Here is a 21,786-nt window from a genome sequence, read left to right on the forward strand (position 1 = left end):
CGCATCACAGTACCCCCTTGGTCGACGGCAGCGCCGCACCCTCGCGCTTCAGCGCCTGGCGCAAGGCGCGTGCCAGCGCCTTGAAGCAGGCCTCGACCTTGTGGTGGTCGTTGTCGCCGCGCACGCTCAGGTGCAGGTTCAGCCCGGCCGCGTCGCACAGCGAGCGGAAGAAGTGCGGCACCAGTTCGGTGGGCATGTCGCCGACCCGCTCGCGCTTGAACTCGCCTTCGAACACGAAGTACGGACGCCCGCTGAAATCCAACGCGGCGCTGGCCAGGGTCTCGTCCATCGGCAGGGTGAAGCCATAGCGGCCGATGCCGCGCTTGTCGCCCAAGGCCTGGCGCAGCGCCTGGCCCAGCGCCAGGCCGGTGTCCTCGATGGTGTGGTGTTCGTCGATGTGCAGGTCGCCCTCGGCGCGCACGTCCAGGGCGAAGCCGCCGTGCTTGCCGATCTGCTCGAGCATGTGGTCGAAGAACGGCAGGCCGGTGGCGCAGTGCGGGTCGCGCGCCAGGTCCAGGTCCAGTTCCACCGCGATGCGGGTTTCCTTGGTGTCGCGCTGCACCCGCGCACGCCGCGGCGCATCGGCCAGCTCGTGGGCGATGCCGGCCCAGTCCCACTCGCCGCCGAACTGCGCGGTGCGCAACTGGAAGCCGCGGATGCGCAGGTTCTCGGCGAACTGGATGTCGGTGATACGGTCGCCGACCATCGCCGAGCGCGCCCAGTCGATGCTGCGGTCCTGCAGGTACGGCAGCATCAGGCCGATGCCGGGCTTGCGCGTGGGCGCATTGTCGGCCGGCCAGCTGCGGTCGACCAGCACCTCGCGGAACACGATGCCCTGGCTGGCGAAGATCTGCAGCATCAGGTCGTTGGGGCCGTCGAAGGCGGCCTGCGGATAGGCCTCGCTGCCCAGACCGTCCTGGTTGGTGACGATGACGAACTGGTAGCCTGCGTCGCGCAGCTTGAGCATCGCCGGGATCACGCCCTGCACGAAGCGCAGCTTCTCGTAGGCGTCGATCTGGAAATCGGCCGGCTCCTCGATCAGGGTGCCGTCGCGGTCCACGAACAGGATCGGGGTCATGCCGCGGCCCTCCACGCCTGCAGCGCGCCGAGCACGCGCTGGTTCTGCGCTGGCGTTCCCAGGGTGATGCGCAGTGCGTCGCCCAGGCCGGGCGCGGCGCGCTGGTCGCGCACCACCACCCCGGCCGCCAGCAGCGCCTGGAACGCGCCCTCGGCGTCGTCGAAGCGCAGCAGCAGGAAGTTGCCCTGCGACGGATACACCTGACGCACGCCGGGCAGCGCCACCAGCGCCGCCTGCATACGCGTGCGTTCGGCGCGCACTTCCTGCACCCGCGCCGCGGTCTGCCGCAGCGGTTCGGGCTGCAGCGCGGCCAGCGCCAGTTGCGTGCACGGCGCCGGAATCGGATACGGCGCCTGACAGCGTCGCAGCACCGCAATCAGCGCCGGATCGGCGATCACGCAGCCGATCCGCGCCGCCGCCAGCGCATGCGCCTTGGACAGCGTGCGCAGCACCGCCAGGTTGGCGTGGCGCGCCAGCAAGGTCGTCGCCGAGGCCTCGTCGGAGAACTCGCCATAGGCTTCGTCCACCACCAATAGCGCACGGCCCTGCAGACGCTCCGCGGCGCGGGCGATGTCGGCCAGCGCGATCGCCGCACCACCGGGGTTGCCCGGCGAACACAGGAACACCAGCTTGGCCATCTGGCTCAGCGCGACGTCCACCGCCGCGTCCACGTCGGTCAGCAGGCCTTCGGCGGTATCGCGCAGCGGTACCTCGACCACGCGCGCGTTCTGCAGCCGCGCGCAGACCGCGTACATGCCGAACACCGGCGGGGTGATGACGATGGCGTCGCGCCCCGGCTCGCACAGGGCGCGCAGCAGCAGGTCGATGGCCTCGTCGCTGCCGCGGCCGAGCAGCACCTGTTCCGGGGCGCAGGCGTACAGCTGCGCCAGGGCGGCGCGCAGCGCCGGCGGCTGCGGGTCGGGATAGCGGCGATTGGCGGCTTCGCCATCGGCGGCGTTGGCCCAGGCCGACTCGTTGGCATTGAGCCAGATGTCGCCCTGCAGCGCGCTGCTGCGTGCGGACGAGTAGCCGGCGAAGTCGCGCAGGTCCGGGCGGACCAGCGCCAGCACGGCGCGCGCATCGGAGGCCGCGCTCATGCCGCCTTCTCCATGCGCAGCGCCACCGCATTGGCGTGCGCGTCCAGGCCCTCGGCACGCGCCATCAGCACCGCGCAGCCGCCGATCGTGGCGATGCCGGCAGCGCTGGCGCTCTGCACGCTGACGAAATTCTGGAAGCTGGCCACGCTCACGCCGCTGTAGGCGCGCGCCGCGCCGCTGGTCGGCAGCACGTGGTTGGTACCGCTGCAGTAATCGCCCAGCGCCTCGGGGGTGTAGTCGCCGAGGAACACCGAGCCGGCGGCCTCGACGCGGTCCAGCCAGTCGCGCGGCGCGCGCAGCGCCAGGATCAGGTGTTCCGGGGCGTAGCGGTTGCTGATGGCGAAGGCGTCCTCCAGCGTATCGACGCGGATCAGCCGCGACGCGGCCAGCGCCTGCCGGGCGATCGCCGCGCGCGGCAGCGTCGCCAGCTGCCGCTCCAGCTCGTTCTCCACCGCCTCGATCAACGCGGCGCTGTCGGACAGCAGCAGCACCTGCGAATCGGGACCGTGCTCGGCCTGCGACAGCAGGTCGGCGGCGACGAAGGCGGCATCGGCGCCGGCGTCGGCGATCACCAGCACCTCGGACGGACCGGCCGGCATGTCGATCGCCGCCGCGCCGGCCTGCGCGATTTGCTGCTTGGCCTCAGTGACGTAGCTGTTGCCCGGGCCGAACAGCTTGTCGCAGGACGGCACGCTGTCGGTGCCGAAGCCCATTGCCGCGATCGCCTGGGCGCCGCCGAGCTTGAACACCCGGTCGACCCCGCACAGCGTCGCCGCGACCAGCACCGCCGGGTCGGCCGAGCCGTCGGCGCGCGGCGGCGTGCACAGCACCACCTCGCGGCAGCCGGCCAGTGCCGCCGGCACGCACAGCATCAGCGCGGTCGACGGCAGCGGTGCGCTGCCGGCCGGCACGTACAGGCCGACCCGCCCGATTGGCCGGACCACGCGCTCGCAGACCACGCCCGGCGCGGTCTCGACCGCATACGGCTGCGCCATGCCCGCACGGTGGAAGGTGTCGATCCGCGCCGCCGCCTCGGCCATCGCCCCGCGCAGCGGCGCCGGCACCGCCGCTTCGGCGGCGGCGAACTCCTCGGCGCTCACTTCGAGCGTCTCCAGCACCACCCCGTCGAAGCGCGCGGTGAGCTCGCGCAACGCGACGTCGCCGCGGCTGCGCACCGCGTCCAGCACCTGCGCCACGGCGCTGCGGGTCTGGTCGGCGACGCGCTGCACCGGCCGGGTCAGCGCCTGGGTGCGCTCCTGCGCGTCGAGCGCGCTCCACTCCAATCGATTCATGCCAGCGACCGCTCCACCGTCAAGACCATCAACCCCTGCGCGCCTGCGCGCTCCAGTTCCTCCATGCGCTGCCAGGTGATGGCGCCGTGGCACATGGTCTGCAGCTGCAGCGGGCCGTCGGCATCACCAGGCAGTTGCACCAGCGGTTCGGCATCGGGCAGCAGCCGCGCCAGGTCGGCGACGCGCTCGCGCGCGGCGCGGAACATCAGCAGCTTGCTGTCGCGCAGCTTGAGCACGCCGTCGAGCCGGCGCAGCAGCATCGCCGCCAGGCCCGCGCGGGCATCGGCCGGTTCGCGGACCGGGCCGGCCAGCACCGCCTCGCTCTCCAGCAGCGTCTCCACCGGCTTGAGCTGGTTGGCGGCCAGGGTGGCGCCGCTGGACACCAGATCGCAGATCAGGTCGGCGGTACCGAGGCGCGGCGCGATCTCCACCGAACCGGACAGCTCCACCACCTGCGCGGCGATGCCACGCGCGTCCAGCCAGTCGGCCAGCACCGCCGGATAGCTGGTGGCGATGCGCAGCCCCTGCACCTGCTGCGGGCCGCTCCACTCCCAGCTCTCCGGCACCGCCAGCATCAGCCGGCACTGGCCGAAGTTCAGTCCGCGCAGGGCGCGATAGGCCTCCGGCAAGCCGTTGCGGCGGCGCTCGCCGGCCTGTTCGTCGAGTTCGTTGCGGCCGACGATGCCGAAATCGCACACGCCGTCGGCGATCAGGCCGGGAATGTCGTCGTCGCGCACCAGCAGCAGGTCCACCGGCAACGATTCGCCGTAGCAGAACAGCTTGTCGCGGCTCTCGCGCCAGCTCAGCCCGCAGGCCGCCAGCACCGCACGGGCCGGCTCGGCCAGGCGGCCGCTTTTCTGGATCGCGATACGCAGCCGGTCGCGGGCCGGTGCTGCCAGGGAAGCACTCATCAGGACATCTCAGTGGGAATCGGAGGGGCGCGCCGTCTGCCGGCGCAGCGCCGCGGCATAGCCGCCGGCGCCGTATTCCAGGGTCCGTGCGACACGGCCGATGGTGGTGACGCTGACCTGGGTCAGGTCGTGGATCTCGCGGTATGGCACGCCCTTGAGCAGCAGCGGCACCACCCGCCAGCGGTCTGCCATCGCCTCCAGCTCGGCCGGCGTGCACAGGTCCTGCAGGAACGCCGCCACTTCCTGCGGCTTGCCTAGCTGGGCCAGGGTACGCGCCAACGCCTTGAACGAGGCGTCGCCATCGCGGTCTGCTGCAGGGGCGGGACGTTGTTTCATTGCGCTAATGTAATAGCACGCTATTACAAGGTCAAGCTTGCGCGGGTCGCAGCGACCTGGCATTCGGCGTCCGGGCCATCCTGTTGCACCTTCTGGCGCCCTGCGCGTTGCCGCGATCCGGCCTCACGCTGCGCGCAGACGCCGCCGGCAGCGCATGGAAGGATCACCGGGCAGCCGCTAGGATCGGCAATGACCGCTGCCCCTCTGGAATACCGCATGCGCCATGCGTGTTTTGCCGCTCTTGCCCTGTGCCTGGCGACGCAGACGCTGGCGCAGCCGCTGCCTCCCGTCCAAGGAGCCGCAAGCGGCGACACCGCGGCCACTGCGCCAGGACTGCCGATCCGCTCCACCGCCCAGCTCAAGGCCTACCTGCGCGCCCACGCCGGCCAGGCCACGCCCCTGGACGCCCTCACGCCCGGCGCGCGCGCTTTCTCGACGGCCTGGTGTTCGGGGGCGACGGCCTGGGTGGATTCGATACGCAGGATCTGCCGCAGCTCACCCGCGAACAGGGCCGCGCACTGCTGGCCCTGTTCGATGCCGAGCGCTACGCCGAGAGCTTGCCGCACTGGGCGACGCAGCCGCGCGCCCACGATCCCGCCGCACCGATCGGCCACCTCGAGCGCCGCTACAACGTCTACAACCGGAATCTGGACGGCCTGCGCCGCACTGGACGCGATCCCTGGCCCGCAGTGCGCAGCGCCCTGCCCGAAGCATTCGACCCGGCGGCCCTCGCGCAATCGGACGATACCGCGCTGGACCTTCTGTATCGGACCGTCGTCGCGACCTACGCGCTGCGCCCCACCCCGGCGGGACTGGACACGCAACTGCAGGTGTTGGCGCAGTTGCGGCACCGCGGCCAGGCCAGCGCGGCGCAGGTGGACGACGCCGGCAACGCGCTGCTGCTCGCGCATCGTGTGGACGACGCACGCCGCCTGCTGGCCAATGGCGGCAGCGCCGACTGGCCGCATTGGCTGCGCTTCGAGGACCGCCTGGGCGCGTCGGCGCAAGGGCCGACGCTGTGGTCGCTGGACGCCGATGGCCGCACCTTGCACCGGCGGCGCATCGATCTGGGGCCGACCCAACTCCTGGTCACCGCCGGCTGCCATTTCGCCGCCGACGCCGCGCGCGCCATTGCCGCCGATCCCGAACTGGGCCCGGCGTTCCGCCGCCATGCGCTGTGGCTGACCTTGCCGCCCGGCAGCGAGGACCTGGGGGCACTGCGCGCCTGGAACCAGGCGCAGCCGCAGACGCCGCTGCATCCGCTCTACGACGTGGAGGAATGGCCGCTGTTGCCGCGCGAATGGCGCATGCCGACGTTCTTCCTGGTGCGCGACGGCAAGGTCGTCGCGCAGTTGCAGGGCTGGCCGGCGGACGACGCCGCGCAGCGGCGTGCGCTGAAGGCGATGCTGCAGGGTGCGGGCCTGCTGTAGCCCGCGCCTGGGGGATCAGCCACGGCCGGGTTTACCGGCCATGCTGGTCGCGGCTGAAGCCGCTCCTACGAGAATCCTGCAGAGCGCGACGGCCGTCGCCGGCCGTCGCTACCAGACTCAGGCCATCACCTTGGCCTGCTCCAGTTCCACCTGCAGCGTGCTGGCCAGTTCGTCGCGGGCGACCTCGAACTGCTGCTCGCGCAGCAGGTCCTTGACCGCGACCACCCCACGCGCCAGTTCGTCGTCGCCGGCCAGCACCACGAAGCGGATGCCGGCGCGCGCCGCGTACTGAAACTGCTTGCCGATCTTCTTCGGCTCCATCTGCACTTCGGTGTTGATGCCGCCGGCGCGCAGCCGCCGCGCGATATCCAGCGCGTCGTCGAGCTTGGCCTCATCCATCAGCGCCACCATCGCCTGCACGCTGCTGGAGGCGATGCCGTCGATCAGCCCGGCCTCGCGCAACTGCCAGAACAGCCGGGTCAGGCCGATGGAGATGCCCACGCCGGGCAGCTTGGACTTGCTGTAGTGGCTGGCCAGGTCCTCGTAGCGGCCGCCCGAGCAGATCGAGCCGATCTGCGGATAGTCGGTCAGCAGGGTCTCGTAGACGGTGCCGGTGTAGTAGTCCAGGCCGCGGGCGATGGAGAAGTTCAGGCAGTACGCGCTCTCCGGCACGCCCAGCGCCTTGACCAGGGCCAGCACCTCGCGCAGTTCGGCCACGCCCTCGCGCAGGATCGCACTGGAGGCGGCATCGGCCTCCAGCGCCTGCAGCCGCGCCAGCGCATCGGCATGACCGCTGGAGCGCACCGCGACGAAGTCGAGGATGCGCTGCACCTGCTCGGCGGGAATGCCGAAGCCCTCGCCGGTGAGCGTCTCGCGCACGTAGTCGGCGCCGCGCTTGTCCAGCTTGTCGACCTCGCGCAGCACCGCGAGCTGGCGCTCGCCCTCGGCCACGCCCAGGCTCTCGAAGAAGCCGCGCATCAGCTTGCGGTTGTTCAACTGCACGGCGAAATCGCCGATGCCCAGCTCGGCGAACACCGCGTGGATCACCGCCAGCACCTCGGCGTCGTAGCGGATGCTCAGCGCGTCCTTGCCGATCACGTCGATGTCGCACTGGTAGAACTCGCGGAAACGGCCGCGCTGGGCGCGCTCGCCGCGGTACACGCGCTGCATCTGGTAGCGGCGGAACGGGAAGCTCAGTTCGTGCTCGTGCTCGGCCACATAGCGGGCCAGCGGCACGGTCAGGTCGAAACGCAGCGCCAGTTCCGGCAGCCCGCCCTCGGCGCCCTCGGCCGCGGCATTGGCCAGCGCACCGGTAGACTGCACGAAATACACCTGGCGCTCGGTCTCGCCGCCGGACTTGGTCAGCAGCACATCGGACAGCTCGAACACCGGCGTCTCCACCGGCAGGAACCCGAACCGCTCGTAATTGCGGCGGATGACGTCCAGCATGCGCTGGAACGCGATCTGCTCGCGCGGCAGCAATTCCATGATGCCGGGCGGCGTACGGGGCTTGATCACGTGCGGAACTCCTGCGATTCGGGGGCGAGCGGGATGCCAATTCTAGCCGCACCGGCCACGCCCGGCCGCATCGGCGTATCATTCGCGGGTGCCGAAGCCGCTGCCACGCCCATGAACAGGCCTCCTTCCGGATTCGCCCTGCCCTACGCCGAACCGGCCGCCCCGCGCGCGCCGCTCGGCAACGAATGCCTGCATTGCGCGGTCCGCCACCTGGCGATCTGCTCGGCGCTGGCCTGCGACGAGGTGCAGGCGCTGGAACGGGTCACCACCTCGCTGACCTACTCCGCCGGCGCCACCCTGGCGCGCACCGGCGAGGCGCGCCAGGCGGTCTATACCGTCACCGCCGGCGCGCTGCGCCTGGTTCGCACCCTCGCCGACGGCCGTCGCCAGGTGGCCGGTTTCGTCCTGCCCGGCGACTACGTGGGCCTGAGCGAATCGGCCCGGCATCGCCACGACATCGAAGCCATCGCCGACAGCCGGGTGTGCCGGGTGCCGGTGGCGCAGATGCAGCAGTTGCGCATCCAGTTTCCGCACCTGGAGCGCAAGCTGCTGCAGCGCGCCTGCCTGGAACTGGACGCGGCGCAGGACGCGGCGCTGGCGCTGGCGCGGCTGCAGCCGGCCGAGAAGCTGGCCGATTTCCTGCTCAAGCTCGCCGCCCGCGCCGCGCGCCAGGGCGATGCCGGCAACAAGGTGGTGCTGCCGATGGGCCGCGGCGACATCGCCGACCATCTCGGCCTGACCATGGAGACGGTCAGCCGTACCTTCACCAAGCTGCGCCAGCAGGGCCTGATCGCCTTGCCGCAGCTGCATGTGGTCGAGATCCGCGACTTCGCCGCGCTGCACCGGCTGGCGTCGGACGAAGACTGAGCGGATCGCGGCTGGCGATTTTTTCGCCAGGCCGGACACGTCGCTGATGCGGCGCGGCACGCCGCCACTTATCCACAGGATTTCGGAGTATCGCTCCACACCGGTTGTGGATAGACATCTGCGCGTGGCCGCAACGATTCGCGCTACGTCCTGCAAGCCGCCGCCGCGGGGACCACGCCCCGTCTTCTGAACGCTTCAGTCGTTCGTCACGGCATGCGTCGCGTCCGGACATAGACTTGCGCCGCAACACACCTGCGGCGCCGCCGCGGTGCCGGTGGGGGGGAACCACTCGGAGGGCCTGTATGGCCGTCGCCATCGAGATGCAACACGCCTCGCGCGCCTGCGTGATGCTGGACCGCGAGCGCGAACTGGAGTTCTGGAAGGCGCAGTTCGTACACAGCCCCTTCCATCAGCCCGGTTACACGTTCCACGACTACGAGCCGGCGCTGAAGCTGGCTTACGACGCCTACCTCAAGTACCACGGCCAGCGCGTGGAGGAGGTGGTCGCGCAGCTGCGCGACGTGTTCCTGCGCGACCACCCGCGCTCGCGCCTGGACTGGCTGCAGGTGCGCGGCATCGTCCTGGCCGCCTGGCAGCGGCTGCAGCCGTCCGACTGAGCCACCACGTGCGCAGGCGCCGCCTGCGCACCGCTCAGCCGGCGAGCAGGCGCGCGCGCAAGGCCGCGTAGTCCGGCGCGATCGGCTCGGCCTGCGCCGGCCGCTGCAGCAACGCCGCCAGGGCCGTCGGTACCGGCACCGGCTGCCCGATCAGCGGCTCCACCACCCCTTCGAACTTGGCCGGATGCGCAGTGGCCGCCACCGCCCAGTCGCCGGCGTCGGCCTCGGCCCCCTCGGCACGCAGTTGCTGCAGCACGTGCAGCGCGGTGGCGGTATGCGGGCAATGCACCTCGCCGTAGCGGCGGAAGCGCTCGCCGATGGTCTGACGGATCTGCGCATCGTCCACCGAGTACGCCTGGAACTGGGTCCGCAGCGTGGCGTCGTCGCCCTGGTACAGCCAGCGCAGGCGCTCGACGTTGCTCGGCGCGCCGACGTCCATCGCATTGGCCAGGGTCGCCACGCTGGGCTGCGGCGTGTAGTCGGCACCGGCGAAGAAGTCCGGCAGCACGCGGTTGGCGTTGGTCGCCAGCACGATCCGGCCAAGTGGCACGCCCAGCGCCCGCGCCAGGATCGCGGCCAGCGCATTGCCTAGATTGCCGGTGGGCACCACCAGGTTCAGCGGCTGCGCGTGCGCGGCGTGGTGCTGCAGCGCTGCGTGCGCGTAATAGCTCATCTGCGGCAGCAAGCGCCCCAGGCTGATGCTGTTGGCCGAACTCAACGGCGCCTGCGCCTGCAGCTCGGCGTCGTTCAGCGCCTGCTTGACCAACGCCTGGCAATCGTCGAAGGAGCCGGCCACGCGCAGGGCGTGGATGTTGTCGCCGAAGCAGCCGAGTTGGTGCGCCTGCCGCGGCGACACGCGCCCGTCCGGATACAGCACCACCACGCGCAGCCCAGGCTGGCGATGGAAGGCGGCCGCGACCGCGGCGCCGGTGTCGCCGGAGGTGGCGACGAGGATGGTCAGCGGCGTCGCCGCGCCGCGCCGCAGCCGGGCCAGGCAGGCGGCCAGGAAGCGCGCGCCGAAGTCCTTGAAGGCCGCGGTCGGGCCATGGAACAGCTCCAATGCATGGTCGCCGGGCGTGGCCAGCGGCTGCAGCGGTGCGGCGAAGTCGAAGGCTTCGGCGCAGATGGCCGGCAGTTCCGTGGCCAGGGCGTCGCCGTCGAAGAGCGGCGCCAGCAGGTCCGCGGCGGTCTCGGCGAGGCTGGCGCCGGCACGCAGGTCGCGGGCGGCGGGCATGCGCTCGGGCACGTACAGGCCGCCATCGGGCGCGAGGCCGGCGGCGATGGCCTGGCTGAGTGACACGGTGGGTGCGGCATTGCGGGTGGAGATGAAGTTCATGGTGGTTCCATTAGCAGAGGTATTCGGTCGCTTTGTCGTTCTAAGTTGTTGCTGTTGCTTTGGCTGTTGCTGTTCTGCTCCACCCGGGGTCCCCTCGGCGCGGCAGCCGCGGCGGGCGAATACCCGAAGGGCGACGCGCAGGATGCGCGTCGTTTTTCGCCGGCACATGGATGTGCCGTCGAAAAATGCCCGTCGTGGCTGCGGACCCGGAGCGCGTAGCGCGGAGGGCGCGCTGCGGGGTGTGCTTTCTTTTGGTTACTTTTCTTTGCACAAGCAAAGAAAAGTGACTCGCCGACAGGCGAAAGCCTTTGTCGTTGCCGTTGCTTTGCGAGCTCAAAGCTTGAAAGCAAGAGCAACAGCTTCCGCTGAAGCGGGTCACTTTTCTTTGCTCGCGCAAAGAAAAGTAACCAAAAGAAAGCGCGCCCTGCCTCGCGCCCTCCGCGCTGCGCGCTCCGGGTCCGCGTCCATCGCGGGGATCCGCGGAAGGGGCATCCTGCCCCTGCCGCGGACGGCGTACATCCATGTACGCCGCCCTTCGGGTGTTTCCCCACGATGGCCGCCGCTTCGGAAGGGAACCCGGTAAGTCAAAAGCGACAGCAACAACCAAAACAACAGCAACATCAACAGCACGAGGCTGCGCACCGCTACAGCAACGTCGCGCCCGGACACTGCAGCGGCGACACCCAGTGCTGGCTGCCGAAGCCCGCGTCAGCGAAGGCTGCCTGCACCGTCGGTGCCGCCGCCTCCGCCTCGGCACGGCTGGCGAACCACGCGAAGACGCTCGGACCAGCGCCGGAAATGCCCGCCCCCATCGCCCCCGCCGCCAATGCCGCCGCCTTGGCCGCATCGAACCCGACGATCAATGGCGCGCGCCGTGGCTCGATCAGCACATCGCGCAAGCCGGCACGCACCAAGGCCTCATCGCCGGCATGACAACCCGCCAGCACCAGCGCCAGGTTCGCGCTCTGCGCCACGAACTCGTCGAGCCGGTACTCCCCGGCCAACGCCGCGCGCGCATGGCGCGTCTCCAGCGTCGCGTCCGGGTGCACCAGCAGGCTGTGCCAGCCGCCCGGCACCGGTACCGGCACCAGCCGCTCCAGGGTCGACAACACCAGCCCGCCCAGCAGCATCGGGCCGAGGTTGTCGCCGTGGCGGCTGCCGCTGGCCACCGCCTCGCCGTCCAGCGCGTAGCGATACAGCTGGTCGCGTGACAGCGGCACGTCCAACAAGGCATTGGCCGCCACCAGCGCCGCCACGCACGAGGCGGCCGAGCCGCCCATGCCGGAGCTGAGCGGGATGCCCTTGTCGATCTCCAGTTCGAAGCCGAACGGCAGCGCCAGCGCCTCGCGCAACGACATCAGCGCGGCACCGGCGGTATTGCGCGCCGCCTCCAGCGGCAACGCCACCGTGGTGCCGCGGATCGCCGCGATGCGGACCTCGGGCGCATCGATGCGGCGCACCGTCACCGTGTCGCCGACGCCCTCCACCGCGTAACCCAGCAGGTCGAACCCCACCGCCACGTTGGCCACCGAAGCCGGTGCGAATGCGCGCGCCTGCGTCGGCAGCGCAGCGGCGCCGACGACACCGGCCGCGAGCGTCTGCATCCGGCTCACAGACGCGCGCCCTCGCCCGCCGCCACCCGCAGCAGGTCGGCGAACACGCCGGCGGCGGTCACTTCGGGACCGGCGCCCGGCCCCTGCACCACCAGCGGATTGGCGCAGTAGCGGCGAGTGGTGAACTGCACCACGTTGTCGGTCAGGCGCAGGTTGGCGAAGGCATGGTCGGCCGGCAGTTCCACCAGGCCCACGCTGGGCGCATGGCCCGGCGCCAGCCGCGCCACATAGCGCAGCACGCAGCCGCGGGCCTTGGCCGCCTGCAGGCGCTGCGCGAAGACGGCATCGACTTCGTGCAGGCGCGCCATGAAATCCTCCACGCTGGCCTGGCGCAGCGCCTCCGGCACCAGGCTTTCCACCGCCACGTCCTCCAGGCTCAGTTCGTGCCCGGCCTCGCGCGCCAGAATCACCAGCTTGCGCGCCACGTCGGTGCCGGACAGGTCGTCGCGCGGGTCCGGTTCGGTGTAGCCCATGCCGCGCGCCTCGGCCACCAGCTGCGCGAACGGCACGCTGCCGTCGTACTTGTTGAACAGCCAGGCCAGGGTGCCGGAGAAGATGCCTTCGATCGCGGTGACGGCGTCGCCGGTATCGACCAGGTCGCGCAAGGTGGTGATCACCGGCAGGCCGGCGCCGACCGTGGCCTCGTAGCGGAAACGCGCGCCGCTGGCCGCGGCCGCGGCGCGGATGGCGTGGAAGCGCGGCAGCGGCCCGGCGCCGGCCTGTTTGTTCGGGGTCACCACGTGGATGCCGGCGGCCAGCCAGCCGGCATAGCGGTCGGCGACGTCGGCGCTGCCGCTGCAGTCGATGATCACCGCATGCGGCAGATGCGCCGACAACAGGTGCGCGGTGAACGCGTCCAGATCGGTCGGCTGCTGCCCGGCCGCCAGCGCCTGCCGCCAGTCGCCGGCGAAGGCGCGCGGCTCCAGGCGCATCGTGCTGCGCGAGGCGACCGCGCGCAGGCGCAGGTCAAGGTTGGCCTTGGCCAGCAATTGCGGCTGCGCCGCGCGCAACTGGTCCAGCAGCGCGGCACCGACGTTGCCCGGCCCGATCACGCCGACCGAGAAGGTCTGCGGCGACAGCCAGAAGCCGGCATGCGCGGCGCGCAGCGCCTTGGTCGCGTGCGCGCTGTCGATGGCCACGGAGATGTTGCGCTCGGACGAGCCCTGCGCGATCGCCAGGATGTTGACCTGGGCGCGGCCCAGCGATTCGAACAGGCGCGCGGCCACGCCGGGCTGGCCGGCCATGCCGTCGCCGACCGCGGCCAGCACGCTGATGCCGGTGGTCAGTTGCACGCGCTGCACCTGGCCCACCACCAGTTCGTGGGCGAAGGCCGAGAGCACCGCATCGCGCGCACGCTCGGCCTCGTTCTGCCGCACCACGCAGCAGATGGAATGTTCGGAAGAACCCTGCGAGATCATCACCACCGACACCCGCGCGTTGCGCAGCGCGGCGAACACGCGTTCGGCGGTGCCGGGCACGCCGATCAGGCCGGTGCCTTCCAGATTCAGCACGGCCAGGTCCGGGCTCAGGGTCAGGCCCTTGATCGGGCCGCTGGTGGCGCTGCTGGCGGTGATCCGGGTGCCCGGGTGTTCGGGCTGGAAGGTGTTGCGGATGATGATCGGCAGGCCGCGCTCGATCGCCGGCGACATGGTCTGCGGATGCACCACCTTGGCGCCGAAGTACGCCAGCTCGCAGGCTTCGTCGTAGCTGAGCGTTTCCAGTTGCACCGCTTCGGGCACCACCCGCGGGTCGGCCGAGAGCACGCCGTCGACGTCGGTCCAGATGTGCAGTTCCGCTGCCTCGAACAAGGCGGCGAAGATCGCGCCGGAGTAGTCGCTGCCGTTGCGGCCGAGCGTGGTGATGCGGCCGGCGCGGTCGCGGGCGACGAAGCCGGTGACCACGATGCGCTGCTGCGGATGCTGCGCGCGCCACTGCGCCAGGCGCTGCGCGCTCGCTTCCCAGTCCACATCCACGCCCAGCTCGCCGCGGTCGACCACCAGCACCTCGCGCGCGTCCAGCACCGCGCAGTCCTCGCCCAGCGCCCGCAGGTGGTCGCCCAGCAGTTGCGCCGAATACACCTCGCCCAGGCCCTGCACGCGATCCAGCACTTCCCGCGGCAGCTCGCCGATCACCGCCAGTGCGGCGAGGATCTCCGCCAGGTGCTCGAAGCGCGCGTCCAGCCATTCCACCGTGGCGCCGGCGTGCTCGCCGAGCAGCGCCACGGCGGCGGCGCGATGGCGGGCGCGCGTCTCGTGCCAGCGCTCGCGCCAGTCGCCGTGGCCGCGCGCGGCCAACTCGGCCAGGCCGATCAAGGCATCGGTGACGCCCTTCATCGCCGAGACGACGGTGACCTGGAGCCGCTCCGGGCGCGCCAGCAGCAGTTGCGCGACATGGCGGTAACGTTCGGCATCGGCCACCGAAGTGCCGCCGAACTTGTGCACGACGGTGGCGGCGGCGAGCGCGGGATCGACGGCGGAATCGGGCGAAACGGCAACAGCGGAAGCGACGGCGGGGGACGACATGGGAGACCTCGGAGTGGAGGCCCCGCTCGCATCAGGCCGAGGGTGTCCCCCGCATCCTGATCCGGGTGCGGGGCCGTGGTGTTCGACGATCAGGCGAAGACGACGGGCCGCACCGGGCGAATGGTGAGGGTGGTAATACCGGTGGTAATGCCCGCGGCCACGGCGGCCGCGTGCCGAAGCGAGCGCGGAAGCGAGGTGGCAATGAGGGCGTGGACCAGGGGCATGGACGCAAGAGGACATCATGCGCCGGGGCGCTGTCAAGCGCCGCGTGTGCAACCGCAGCATCGACCGGCCGGCCGTACAAGACGGTTGCAAAAGTGACTATCGCCAAAGCCTGAAAAACCCGGTGTTGCGCCGGGTTGCATGGCAAGCAGGCATGCGGAAACTGACGATGCGACCCGTACCGAACGATGCGCACCGACCAAGCGCGCGACGCCTGTGGCGCCGCGCGCTTGCGCAAGCCTTACTGCTGTTTCTGATCAGCAGGCGGCGTCTGCGTCGGCTGCTGCGGATCCGGGTTGGCCGGGTCCTGCGGCGTGGTCGGCGACGTGCCGTCCTGCCCCTGCATCGTGCCCTGGCCGGCATCGGTGCCGGTGGTGCCGGTCGCGGTGCCGCTGGCGTCGCCACTGGTGCTGCCCGCCGGGGCCGTGCTGCCGGCCGGGGCGGTGCTGCCGCCTGCCGGGCTGCCGTCGGCCGCAGCCGGCGGGTTGGCCGCATTCGGATCATTGGCCGGGTGATCGCCATCGCGCTTACATGCCGCCAGGGCGACCAGCATCGAACCGACCAGGACCATCTTCAGCGCTGTTTTCATCTGTAACTCCTGCTTCGCATAGGGGTGGGAATCGCTGCGGGCATGCCGACAACCGGCGGTCACGCCAGCCCGAGGCGACCAGAACCGCCGATGCGCGGCGGCGATCGCCCCGCCGCAGGCAGTGCGGACGGGACGCTTGTAGCAGACGCGGCGGATGCGACTCCGTCCTCGTCCGTCGCCGCTGCGGCAACCCGGGATCGCAAAGCGAGCCGTCGGGACGCCGCAGTGGCGGACGTACGCAGCCTACGCAGGGCGATGCTCAGGCCGCGTCGGCACAAGGTGTAGAGGACGTTATTGCAAGCCGGGGCGACAACGCGCGATTCAGCGTCGTAGAATTCCCGGCAGGCCAATGGCCCCGTAGCTCAGCTGGATAGAGCGGTCCCCTCCTAAGGGACAGGTCGTGCGTTCGAATCGCGCCGGGGTCACCATTTCGTTCATGTCGGCGGCAGCGGCGCGCGTGCCGGCAGCGCCCTCCCCTCGGCCCTCCCTCTTTGCTTGCCGAAACACGTGGCGCAGCCGCCACGACGGCGCGCCGGCGGGCTTTTGCGCTCACAGCGCACCCAGCCCGGCAGCGGCGGCGGCTGGCTGCGTCCGGTCTGCTAAAATTACCGGCTGCGCGTCCCGCGTCCCCCGCCTGCGGTCGCCTTCCCTGTCGCAACGAACCCAGGAGATTCCATGTCCGCTGACCTGCTCAAGGCGCTCGGCCTCGCCGCCACCAACTCCGGCACCTATCTCGGCAACGGCGAGTGGTCCAGCGCCACCGGCGCCGGCGTACTGCAGCCGCTGAACCCGTCGAGCAACGCCATCATCGCCGAAGTGCAGGCCACCACCGAGCAGGACTACGAGACGGTGATCGCCCGCGCCCAGGCCGCGTTCAAGGTCTGGCGCACCACCCCGGCCCCGCGCCGCGGCGAGGCGGTGCGGCTGTGCGGCGAGGCGCTGCGCAAGCACAAGGACGCGCTCGGCTCGCTGGTCGCGCTGGAAATGGGCAAGAGCAAGCCGGAAGGCGACGGCGAAGTGCAGGAGATGATCGACATCGCCGATTTCGCGGTCGGCCAGAGCCGCATGCTGTACGGCTACACCCTGCACTCGGAGCGCCCCGGCCACCGCATGTACGAGCAGTACCAGCCGCTAGGCCTGGTCGGCATCATCAGTGCGTTCAACTTCCCGGTCGCGGTGTGGAGCTGGAACGCGTTCCTGGCGGCGATCTGCGGCGACATCTGCATCTGGAAGCCGTCCAACAAGACCCCCCTGACCGCCATCGCGTCGATGAAGATCTGCAACGACGCGCTGCGCGATGCCGGCTTCCCGGACATCTTCTTCCTGATCAACGATGCCGGCGTGGCGCTGTCCGAGCGCCTGGTCGAGGACGCCCGCATCCCGCTGATCAGCTTCACCGGCTCGACCCAGGTCGGCCGCGTCGTCGCCGAGAAGTGCGCGCGCCGCCTGGGCCGCTGCCTGCTGGAGCTGGGCGGCAACAACGCGATCATCCTCGACGAGAGCGCCGACCTGAAGCTGGCGGTGCCCGGCATCGTGTTCGGCGCGGTCGGCACCGCCGGCCAGCGCTGCACCACCACGCGTCGCCTGATCGTGCACGAATCGATCTACGACACCGTGCTGGCGACCCTGGTCAAGGCCTACAAGCAGGTCGAAGGCAAGATCGGCGACCCCACCGACCCGGCCAACCTGATGGGCCCGCTGAACAGCCGCGGCGCGGTCGAGCAGTTCCTGGACTCGATCGCCAAGGCCAAGGCCGCCGGCGGCACCGTCGAGACCGGCGGCACCGCGCTGGGCCGTCCGGGCAACTTCGTGCTGCCGGCCATCGTCACCGGCCTGAAGAACAGCGATGAGGTGGTGCAGCACGAGACCTTCGCGCCGATCCTGTACGTGATGAAGTACAGCACCCTGGACGAGGCCATCGACATGCAGAACGGCGTGCCGCAGGGCCTGTCCTCGTCGATCTTCACCCAGAACCTGAAGGCGGCGGAGAAGTTCCTGTCCGCGGCCGGCAGCGACTGCGGCATCGCCAACGTCAACATCGGCACCTCCGGCGCCGAGATCGGCGGCGCCTTCGGCGGCGAGAAGGACACCGGCGGCGGCCGCGAATCCGGCTCGGATGCGTGGAAGGTGTACATGCGCCGGCAGACCAACACGATCAACTACTCCGATTCGCTGCCGCTGGCGCAAGGCATCAAGTTCGATCTGTGACGCAGTGAGCGCGGCGGCCGCGCGCTGCGGCCGCCGCTCCCTTTCCTTCTGCAAGGAGCGAGCGCGATGAGTCAGGTGCGCGAAACCAATTCCCTGGCGGTGGTCAGCCTGATCGCCGGCATCCTCGGCTGGACCCTGATGCCGGTGCTGGGCAGCCTCGGCGCGATCGTCACCGGGCACCTGGCGCGCGCGCAGATCCGCCGCCAGCCGCAGCGCTTCCAGGGCGACGGCCTGGCGGTGGGCGGGTTGATCCTGGGTTGGGCCGCGGTGGTGCTGGCCGTGCTGGCGGTGCTGGCCTTCGTGCTGTTCTTCGGCGGGCTGGCGTGGTTCGCCAGCACCCAGTCGTGAGCCGGGACGCCGCCGCGCCGCGCGAGCGCTTCAGCGACCGCGTCGCCGATTACGTGCGCTATCGCCCCAGCTATCCGCCGGCCCTGCTCGACTGGGTGCACGGCGAGCTGGGCGTGGCCCGCGACGCGCTGGTCGCCGACATCGGCGCCGGCACCGGGATCTCCACCCGCCTGTTCCTGCAGGCCGGGCACCCGACCCTGGCAGTGGAGCCGAACGCGGCGATGCGCGCGGCCGCCGAGGAATTGCTGCGGGACCAGCCGGGCTTCGGCGCCATCGACGGCAGCGCCGAAGCCACCACCCTGGCCGACGCCAGCGTCGACCTGATCAGCGCCGCACAGGCCTTCCACTGGTTCGACCTGGAGGCGGTGCGCCGCGAATGGGCGCGGGTGCTGCGCCCCGGCGGCCTGGCGCTGGTCTACTGGAACTCGCGCCTGCTCGACGCCACGCCGTTCCTGGAAGGCTACGAGCAATTGCTGCTGGAGTACGGCACCGACTACAGCGCGGTGGCCGAGCGCTACCACGACGATGCCACGATGCAGCGCTGGTTCGGCGACGGCCTGCGCGGCACCGCGCAGTTCCCCAACGAACAGCGCATGGACTTCGAGGCGCTGCGCGGTCGCCTGCTGTCGTCCTCCTACGCGCCGCTGCCCGGCCACCCGCGCCACGCGCCGATGCTGGAGGCGTTGCGTGCATTGTTCGACCGGCACCAGCGCGACGGCGTCGTCGCGTTCCATTACCGCACCCGCGCCTTCGCCGGGACGCTGACCTGAGCCACGCCATGTATTCCCTCGCCCGACCGTTCCTGTTCGCCTTCGACGCCGAGCGCGCCCACGCCCTGGGCCTGCGCGCGATCGAACTGGCCTACCGCACCGGCACCAATCCGTTGCTGGCGCGCACGATCGCACCGATGCCCACGCGCGCCTTCGGCCTGGAGTTTCCCAATCCGGTCGGACTGGCCGCGGGCCTGGACAAGAACGGCGAGCACATCGACGCGTTGCTGGCGCTGGGCTTCGGCTTCGTCGAGATCGGCACGGTCACCCCGCGCGCGCAGGCCGGCAATCCGCAGCCGCGCATGTTCCGCCTGCCACGGCAGCAGGCGGTGATCAACCGCATGGGCTTCAACAACCTGGGCGTGGACGCGCTGGTGCGCAACGTCGAACGCGCGCGGCGCCGGCGCGGCCTGCTCGGCATCAACATCGGCAAGAACAAGGACACCCCGAACGAGGACGCCGCGTCCGACTACCTGCACTGCCTGGAGAAGGTCTACGCGCTGGCCGACTACGTCACCGTCAACATCTCCTCGCCCAACACCGCCGGCCTGCGCGAACTGCAGGAAGAACAGGCGCTGCGGCAGTTGATCGCGCGGCTGCGCGAGGCGCAGGAAGCGCTGGCCGCGCGCCATGGCAAGCGCGTGCCGATGCTGGTCAAGGTGGCGCCGGACCTGAGCGACAGCGACATCGACGCGGCGGCGCGGGTGCTGTCGGACCTGCAGGTGGACGGGGTGATCGCCACCAATACCACCGTCGCCCGGCCCGGCCTGGAGCAAGAGCCGCTGGGCGCCGAAAGCGGCGGCCTGTCCGGCGCGCCCCTGCTGGGCCAGTCCACCCTGGTGCTGCGCCGGCTGCGCGCGCGCCTGCCCGAGAGCATCCCGCTGATCGGTGTCGGCGGCATCCTCTCCGGCGCCGACGCGGTGGCGAAGATGGCCGCCGGTGCGGCCCTGGTGCAGTGCTACAGCGGGCTGGTGTTCCGCGGTCCGGAGCTGATCGGCGAGTGCGTCGAGGCGATGCGCCGGCGCCGCGAAGCGCCCAGCCGCGGGGACGTGGTCGCGCCATGAGCACGACGGCTTGGTCGCTCACCGCGCAGGCGCCGCTGCAGGCGCTCAACACCTTCCACGTCGCCGCGCAGGCACCGTGGCTGCTGCAGATCTTCGCGCCCGAGGCGCTGCCCGAGGCGCTGCTGGCGCCGGAACTGGCCGGCGCCGCGCTGCTGCCGCTGGGCAGCGGCAGCAACATGCTGTTCGCCGGCGACGCGCCCGGGGTGGTGCTGTGCTTCGCCAACCGCAGCATCGACACCCTGGAGCACCGCGCCGATTACGCCATCGTCCGCGCCGGCGCCGGCGTGGGCTGGCACGAGCTGGTGATGTGGTCGCTGGCGCAAGGCCTGTCCGGCCTGGAGAACCTGGCGCTGATCCCCGGTACGGTCGGCGCCGCGCCGATCCAGAACATCGGCGCCTACGGCGCGCAGATGGGCGAGTTCGTGCACGTGGTCGAGGCCTACGATCGTGCCGATGCGCGCTTCGTGCGGCTGGACGCGGCCGCCTGCGAGTTCGGCTACCGCGACAGTCTGTTCAAGCGCCAGCCCGACCGCTACCTGATCGCCGCGGTGGAGTTCAACCTGCCGCGGCTGCATGCGCTGCGCCTGGACTACGCCGGCATCGGCGAGGAACTGCAGGCGATGGGCATCGCCACCCCCGGTGCGCCCGACGTGGCCCAGGCGGTGATCAACATCCGCCGGCGCAAGCTGTCCGACCCGGACGTGCTCGGCAACGCCGGCAGCTTCTTCAAGAACCCGCTGCTGCCGCTGGAACAGGCGCTGGCGCTGCAGCACGAACACCCGGCGTTACCGGTGTTTCCCGGCGACGACGACAGCCAGCGCAAGCTGTCGGCGGCGTGGCTGATCGAGGCCTGCGGCTGGAAGGGCTACCGCGACGGCGATGCCGGCGTGTCCGCCGCGCACGCGCTGGTGCTGGTCAACCACGGCCAGGCCAGCGGCGCCGAACTGCTGGCGCTGGCGCGGCGCATCACCGCCTCGGTGGGCGAGCGCTTCGGCGTCATCCTGGAGCCGGAACCGCGTATCGTCGGCGCGCAGTGGTAGCCGCGCCCACGCCGCTGCGCGCGGCGCTGCTGATGCTGGCCAGTACGATGGCCTTCGGGCTGATGGTCGTCGCGATCCGGCTGGCATCGGCGCAGCTGTCCACGCTGCAGATCGCCTTCTTCCGCAACCTGTTCGGCCTGCTGTTCCTGTTGCCGATGCTGCTGCGTCCGGGCCGGCCATGGCCGCGCACCGCGCAACTGCCGCGCTACCTGCTGCGCACCGCGATCGGCCTGGTGTCGATGCTGGCCGGGTTCTGGGCAATCGGCCATCTGCCGCTGTCGCAGGCGATCGCCCTGTCCTACTCCACCCCACTGTTCGCGACCCTGGCCGCCGCGCTGTGGCTGGGCGAGACGGTGCGGCTGCGGCGCTGGCTGGCGGTGCTGTGCGGCTTCGTCGGGGTGCTGCTGATCGTGCGCCCCGGCGCCGCCGCGTTCAGCCCCGGCACCCTGGTGGCGGTGCTGGCGGCGGTGATGAGCGCCCTGGTCGCGATCCAGATCAAGCAACTGGCGCGGGTGGATGACGCCAACACGGTGGTGTTCTACACCTACGCGTTCTGGGTGCCGATGTCGCTGCTGCCGGCGCTGTTCGTGTGGCGCTGGCCGCAGGGCATCGACTGGCTGTGGCTGCTGGCCACCGGCCTGTTCGGCACCCTCGGCCAGTTGCTGTGGACGCACGCGCTGCGCCTCGGCGAAGTCTCCGCGCTGACCCCGATCAGCTTCACCCAGCTGCCGCTGGTGGCGCTGTTCGGCTGGTGGCTGTTCGACGAAACACCGGACGGCGGCACCGTGCTGGGCGCAGTGGTGATCCTCGGCGCCAACGCCTACATCGCCCATCGCGAGGCGGTGCTGGCGCGGCGCGCGGCACGCGCCGGTGCCGGCACGCCCCCGACGCTGGACGCCTGAGTGCCACGCGCGGTCGCTGCGCGCGG

The 21,786-nt window shown here is 71.0% G+C and carries 19 protein-coding genes and 1 tRNA gene; 10 read left to right on the forward strand and 10 right to left on the reverse strand.

Annotation, left to right across the window (positions count from 1 at the left end):
* Window positions 1-4 precede the first annotated feature (4 nt).
* The 5 genes from hisB to AC1PK7_RS11880 are packed head-to-tail and all read right to left on the reverse strand — an operon-like array spanning window position 5 to window position 4,714.
* Window positions 5-1,078 (reverse strand): bifunctional histidinol-phosphatase/imidazoleglycerol-phosphate dehydratase HisB, encoded by a 1,074-nt coding sequence (gene hisB / locus AC1PK7_RS11860; RefSeq protein WP_267094027.1) that lies wholly within the window; start codon window positions 1,076-1,078, stop codon window positions 5-7.
* On the reverse strand, window positions 1,075-2,175 hold the full coding sequence (hisC, locus tag AC1PK7_RS11865) for a histidinol-phosphate transaminase (RefSeq protein WP_481098263.1): 1,101 nt from the start codon (window positions 2,173-2,175) through the stop codon (window positions 1,075-1,077). The genes hisB and hisC overlap by 4 nt, the downstream gene beginning before the upstream one ends.
* On the reverse strand, window positions 2,172-3,467 hold the full coding sequence (gene hisD, locus AC1PK7_RS11870) for a histidinol dehydrogenase (protein WP_481098264.1): 1,296 nt from the start codon (window positions 3,465-3,467) through the stop codon (window positions 2,172-2,174). The genes hisC and hisD overlap by 4 nt, the downstream gene beginning before the upstream one ends.
* On the reverse strand, window positions 3,464-4,378 hold the full coding sequence (gene hisG / locus AC1PK7_RS11875) for an ATP phosphoribosyltransferase (protein WP_010340765.1): 915 nt from the start codon (window positions 4,376-4,378) through the stop codon (window positions 3,464-3,466). Before hisG ends, hisD begins: the two co-directional genes overlap by 4 nt.
* 9 nt (window positions 4,379-4,387) lie before the next feature.
* A complete protein-coding gene (locus AC1PK7_RS11880) occupies window positions 4,388-4,714 on the reverse strand; it encodes a YerC/YecD family TrpR-related protein (protein WP_209246625.1) in 327 nt (108 codons plus the stop codon).
* Window positions 4,715-5,157: 443 nt separating this feature from the next.
* On the opposite strand from AC1PK7_RS11880, the gene AC1PK7_RS11885 reads away from it, so the two are divergent.
* Window positions 5,158-6,144 (forward strand): thioredoxin domain-containing protein, encoded by a 987-nt coding sequence (locus tag AC1PK7_RS11885; RefSeq protein ID WP_481098265.1) that lies wholly within the window; start codon window positions 5,158-5,160, stop codon window positions 6,142-6,144.
* Between the two features lie 117 nt (window positions 6,145-6,261).
* Here the strand turns inward: AC1PK7_RS11885 and hisS are convergent, their stop codons facing one another.
* Complete coding sequence (gene hisS, locus AC1PK7_RS11890; protein ID WP_481098266.1) at window positions 6,262-7,662, reverse strand: histidine--tRNA ligase; 1,401 nt, start codon at window positions 7,660-7,662, stop codon at window positions 6,262-6,264.
* 111 nt (window positions 7,663-7,773) lie between these two features.
* Between hisS and AC1PK7_RS11895 the strand changes: the two genes are divergently transcribed.
* Both AC1PK7_RS11895 and AC1PK7_RS11900 read left to right on the forward strand, forming a co-directional pair.
* Window positions 7,774-8,529 (forward strand): Crp/Fnr family transcriptional regulator, encoded by a 756-nt coding sequence (locus AC1PK7_RS11895; protein ID WP_481098267.1) that lies wholly within the window; start codon window positions 7,774-7,776, stop codon window positions 8,527-8,529.
* A 302-nt stretch (window positions 8,530-8,831) separates the two neighbouring features.
* Window positions 8,832-9,146 carry a hypothetical protein gene (locus tag AC1PK7_RS11900; RefSeq protein WP_481098268.1) on the forward strand — a complete coding sequence of 105 codons (315 nt, stop codon included), beginning with the start codon at window positions 8,832-8,834 and terminating at the stop codon, window positions 9,144-9,146.
* 34 nt (window positions 9,147-9,180) lie between these two features.
* On the opposite strand, the gene thrC is transcribed toward AC1PK7_RS11900, so the two are convergent.
* The 4 genes from thrC to AC1PK7_RS11920 form a co-directional block, all read right to left on the reverse strand.
* Entirely contained in the window at window positions 9,181-10,482 is a 1,302-nt protein-coding gene (gene thrC, locus AC1PK7_RS11905) for a threonine synthase (RefSeq protein WP_481098269.1), read from the reverse strand.
* A gap of 644 nt (window positions 10,483-11,126) precedes the next feature.
* On the reverse strand, window positions 11,127-12,086 hold the full coding sequence (locus tag AC1PK7_RS11910; protein WP_481098270.1) for a homoserine kinase: 960 nt from the start codon (window positions 12,084-12,086) through the stop codon (window positions 11,127-11,129).
* A gap of 5 nt (window positions 12,087-12,091) precedes the next feature.
* Window positions 12,092-14,617 carry a bifunctional aspartate kinase/homoserine dehydrogenase I gene (gene thrA / locus AC1PK7_RS11915; protein ID WP_481098271.1) on the reverse strand — a complete coding sequence of 842 codons (2,526 nt, stop codon included), beginning with the start codon at window positions 14,615-14,617 and terminating at the stop codon, window positions 12,092-12,094.
* 463 nt (window positions 14,618-15,080) lie between these two features.
* Window positions 15,081-15,428, reverse strand: a complete 348-nt coding sequence (locus AC1PK7_RS11920; RefSeq protein ID WP_481098272.1) for a hypothetical protein — start codon at window positions 15,426-15,428, stop codon at window positions 15,081-15,083.
* Window positions 15,429-15,779: 351 nt separating this feature from the next.
* Here AC1PK7_RS11920 and AC1PK7_RS11925 point away from each other — a divergent pair.
* From AC1PK7_RS11925 to AC1PK7_RS11955, 7 genes are all read left to right on the forward strand, one after another.
* Window positions 15,780-15,856 (forward strand) — tRNA-Arg (locus AC1PK7_RS11925).
* A 247-nt stretch (window positions 15,857-16,103) separates the two neighbouring features.
* The gene (amaB, locus tag AC1PK7_RS11930; RefSeq protein WP_481098273.1) at window positions 16,104-17,636 is read left to right on the forward strand and encodes an L-piperidine-6-carboxylate dehydrogenase; all 1,533 of its coding nucleotides are present in this window, start codon (window positions 16,104-16,106) and stop codon (window positions 17,634-17,636) included.
* A gap of 66 nt (window positions 17,637-17,702) precedes the next feature.
* Complete coding sequence (locus AC1PK7_RS11935; RefSeq protein WP_209246641.1) at window positions 17,703-17,984, forward strand: DUF4190 domain-containing protein; 282 nt, start codon at window positions 17,703-17,705, stop codon at window positions 17,982-17,984.
* Window positions 17,981-18,754: a class I SAM-dependent methyltransferase gene (locus AC1PK7_RS11940; RefSeq protein WP_481098274.1), complete on the forward strand. Its 774-nt coding sequence runs from the start codon at window positions 17,981-17,983 to the stop codon at window positions 18,752-18,754. Before AC1PK7_RS11935 ends, AC1PK7_RS11940 begins: the two co-directional genes overlap by 4 nt.
* Window positions 18,755-18,762: 8 nt before the next feature.
* Window positions 18,763-19,818, forward strand: coding sequence for a quinone-dependent dihydroorotate dehydrogenase (locus tag AC1PK7_RS11945; RefSeq protein WP_010340031.1), 1,056 nt, complete (start codon window positions 18,763-18,765; stop codon window positions 19,816-19,818).
* A complete protein-coding gene (murB, locus tag AC1PK7_RS11950; protein ID WP_481098275.1) occupies window positions 19,815-20,858 on the forward strand; it encodes a UDP-N-acetylmuramate dehydrogenase in 1,044 nt (347 codons plus the stop codon). The genes AC1PK7_RS11945 and murB overlap by 4 nt, the downstream gene beginning before the upstream one ends.
* A gap of 32 nt (window positions 20,859-20,890) precedes the next feature.
* Complete coding sequence (locus tag AC1PK7_RS11955; RefSeq protein ID WP_481100886.1) at window positions 20,891-21,760, forward strand: DMT family transporter; 870 nt, start codon at window positions 20,891-20,893, stop codon at window positions 21,758-21,760.
* Window positions 21,761-21,786: the final 26 nt, after the last annotated feature.

The sequence above is a fragment of the Xanthomonas sp. NCPPB 3174 genome, assembly GCF_056725205.1.